This window comes from Vibrio sp. V10_P2A27P122, assembly GCF_963874335.1.
Taxonomy (GTDB): domain Bacteria; phylum Pseudomonadota; class Gammaproteobacteria; order Enterobacterales; family Vibrionaceae; genus Vibrio; species Vibrio anguillarum.
Map to the genome: position 1 here is coordinate 1 of NZ_CAWNHY010000171.1, position 3,311 is coordinate 3,311.

Here is a 3,311-nt window from a genome sequence, read left to right on the forward strand (position 1 = left end):
GTATTATAAAGTATGGTAAATTCACTCGTGACGTTACCTTATCAAATATAGTAACTTCTCTTGAGCCTTTTCCAAACTCAATTTGTGTTTCAAGTTCTAGTATTTTATTTTTTAACACTTGTTGTTCATACATGTTTTTTCGCTCTGAAGCCTCTTCAGAGGTTTTGATCAACAGCTCAGTTAGAACAATTTTTAAAACCTCATCTTTATTTCTGTGCAATCGTTCAATTTCAGAGTCACTTCTATTTTCGAGAATTAATGCCAGTTTCTCTTCGTAGTCTTCAGTTGCTCCATATGAATAACGAATGTATTCAAAAGCTTCCGAGAAGTGTCTGACATTAGCCAACCTAGAAACAAAGTTGGTCTGCCTTGTAACATCAAACTTGCCTCTTATTAATTCTCGGCACTCATGAATTAAGTACTTTGACATCAGCTCTGCTACTTGTTCTTCTAATCTCATTGTTTAAACTCTTTATGATTTTGCCTAACGCCCTGTTAAGGTGTGAGCAACGCAATACCGAGGCCGCCGCATACCACCTTAAACACTAAAAACAACGCATAGTGAAAATGCCACGCGTTGCGAATCACTCTTAAACAGTTTGTTATAAAAACGCTAGCGCCGACCAAAATTAACTTTTAAAACATTAGGATGCTCTGTTTCTTCCACTAGGGTCTGACGCTTCCATATTGGATTTTGCTTCCAACTCATGCCTGAGTTTTGAATTAAAACACCACCACCACAAAATGAAGATAGACACCCTGTCATCTGTAACCCTCCGATTTGGGAGCTTTTTGGAGATAATTCTATTCTTGTTCCAGCAATCTTCATGTTTACTTCGACAGCAGTTAACGGGAAATTCAAGTCACTGAATACATCATAACCATATTTCTTGATTGCTTGTTCCTCACTTTTTAGCTCGATGAAACGCAAATATAAATAGTCTCCATTTGGGTAACTAACTTCTAATTCTTTCCCTTGCGGAGGACTTCTTAGATCAATTGGAGAACCGATATTTTCCCAAGAATTGTCCTCTATAATGATGCGTTCTTCGGGCTCTAGGCTGAGCATATTGACATTCAATCGTAGATAACCATCCTCATCTCTCACCAAAGAAACTAGGTCAATGTTATCGATTGTAATAATTTTCGGGGTTTCATAATAAAAATTACCACCTACAACTGCTAACAAGTCTTTGCGAAGCCAGTCTAAATTTCCCTTAACCATATCAGCGTTAGCTTTGTCTGCTTTAAAAGCGTGAAGCTGTTCTATTGTGTAAGCTCCGCCGTCCGCCTTTTTATGGTGCTGGGCGCAAAGAGCAATCATTCCCTCAGGATCATTATGCGGCTTTACGCTTACGGGAGGATCAAAGTGGTGATATTCAAGATATGGATTACCACATCCTTTAACGGGACAGCCAAATCCAACTTCTGTGCGAAGTACCTTTTTTACTGCATTAGGAATAGGCTTTCTTCCTGACATCGATAACAACTCCAATTTAGAATAGTTTTTATAACGCCGCATTAAGGGGCGAACAACGCACAAAAGCACTCAATGCATAGCAAATTCATCACAAAAACAAACGCATGGCAAAAATGCCACGCGTTGTGAGTCCCTCTTAAATGCTTTGTTAGCCGTTTATCTCACACTTGAATGATGAGACACGCTCTCTAACCTTTCTGCCAGCCAAATTTTAATGATTGATTGACGTGTTACACCAATACGACTCGCTTCTCTGTCCAAGGACTCAAGCATCCAGGCTGGAAAATCTACATTGACTCGTTTTTGCTTATGCATCGGTCTTTTAGCTTGCGATAGATCCAAGTCCATTACGATATCATCGTCGTCACTTTCAAACTTGGCATCAAATTCATGCGCTTTCATAAAGGCTTACCTCCGCTTTCCGTGAACGCCGAACTGAGATGATCCTGATATTCGTACCTCGGTAGGTAATTACTCCTGACCAATGCTTACCGTTTAGTAAGCCGACAACCAAATATCTGGGCTCATCACTCGTGTTAGCAGGGATCTCGATAAGATCTGAATCATTCCACAACCCTTGAGCTGTATGAAAATCAATACCGTGCTTTTCGAGATTACTTCTGCTTTTGTTTTCATCAAATTCAAATTTAATCATGAGTAAAAACTACACCCTTTTTACTCATTAGGCAAACTTTGTTTATTGATGACGGCTAACGCCCGCCTAAGAGGCTGGCAACGCATACCACTAAACTCAAACACAACAACCGTAACCACTGCAGCTCATTGGGACTGGAAACGCCACGCGTTGACAGTCCCTCTTGAGGCGTTTGTTAGCTTCGTAGCCTATTGTTTAACAATGATTTTTAAATACATTTGCTTGAAATGTATTTTACGCAAATGCATCACACAAACACACGTCCAGAGCCAAAAGCTGTGAAGTTGACAGCCAAAACTCAAAACAATAAAGGTTAAGTTGGCCACGGCTAAGAATCCGCGACAAAGAAAGCAAGATCACAGCGATGATGCTGCTTTTTGTGAAACCAAACTTTCCGAGTTGAGCATCCAACAACATTGAAGCATCGAGGTTTGATGGTTTTCAGCGACTTTGAAACCACTGAACTTTCAACACGTTCGACCAAATCAGCATCAAGAAAAAACGCAAAAGCCAACTTGTGCAATTTGAATGCTAAAAGCTGATTTTTCAGAACGATTGAGTTTGGATTTTGATGATTCCAGCCTTTAAGAAGCTAACGCCCGCTTAAGGGGCAGCCAACTCTACTACCAACTTAACGCATAACACCGTAATCACAAAAACCAACGCGTAGTAAAAATGCCGCGCGTTGGCTGTCCCTCTTGAAGCGTTTGTTAGGTGTGTGCCAATTAGCGATGTTTGTATTGAGTTGGACAGTAGCCTCGACTGATTTCTGAGCTGCGCAACTTCGCATGTTTTGTGTTACGACCCGAAACGCGACCACGCCACAATTTAAAACTACTAGGTTTGAGTCGACTACGCATAAACCTAATCACTTCAGCTTCATTCAAACCAAATTGATGCTTGATTGCTTCGAATGGGGTGCGGTCTTCCCATGCCATTTCTATAATTCTTGACTCGATTGCCGTGTTCAGTTCCATGTCAAATAACCAAATTTTTGAAAACTGGTTTTACGTTCAGCCTCAATTTTTGGTTCATATAGCTGAGAACACCTAACGCCCGGCTAAGGGGTTGACAACGCACCGCCGAACTCAAAAAACACACTGTAAACATTGAACTTCAATTTTGCGCTAAAGCCGCCACGCGTTGGCAATCCCTCTTGAGCCGTTTGTTATGCAA

The 3,311-nt window shown here is 40.8% G+C and carries 6 protein-coding genes; all 6 read right to left on the reverse strand.

Annotated elements, in window-relative coordinates; translation table 11 throughout:
* Nucleotides 1-460 (reverse strand): hypothetical protein (locus AACQ17_RS07875; RefSeq protein WP_141201471.1); only part of this gene is annotated, 460 nt, incomplete at its 3' end.
* A gap of 153 nt (nucleotides 461-613) precedes the next feature.
* A complete protein-coding gene (locus AACQ17_RS07880; RefSeq protein ID WP_094167750.1) occupies nucleotides 614-1,480 on the reverse strand; it encodes an HNH endonuclease in 867 nt (288 codons plus the stop codon).
* A 156-nt stretch (nucleotides 1,481-1,636) separates the two neighbouring features.
* Entirely contained in the window at nucleotides 1,637-1,882 is a 246-nt protein-coding gene (gene brnA, locus AACQ17_RS07885) for a type II toxin-antitoxin system BrnA family antitoxin (protein ID WP_000643598.1), read from the reverse strand.
* Nucleotides 1,869-2,135, reverse strand: coding sequence for a BrnT family toxin (locus tag AACQ17_RS07890; protein WP_000589156.1), 267 nt, complete (start codon nucleotides 2,133-2,135; stop codon nucleotides 1,869-1,871). The genes brnA and AACQ17_RS07890 overlap by 14 nt, the downstream gene beginning before the upstream one ends.
* A 234-nt stretch (nucleotides 2,136-2,369) precedes the next feature.
* Nucleotides 2,370-2,552, reverse strand: a complete 183-nt coding sequence (locus tag AACQ17_RS07895; RefSeq protein ID WP_000923155.1) for a DUF645 family protein — start codon at nucleotides 2,550-2,552, stop codon at nucleotides 2,370-2,372.
* A gap of 308 nt (nucleotides 2,553-2,860) precedes the next feature.
* A complete protein-coding gene (locus AACQ17_RS07900) occupies nucleotides 2,861-3,112 on the reverse strand; it encodes a TIGR03643 family protein (RefSeq protein ID WP_094167751.1) in 252 nt (83 codons plus the stop codon).
* Nucleotides 3,113-3,311: the final 199 nt, after the last annotated feature.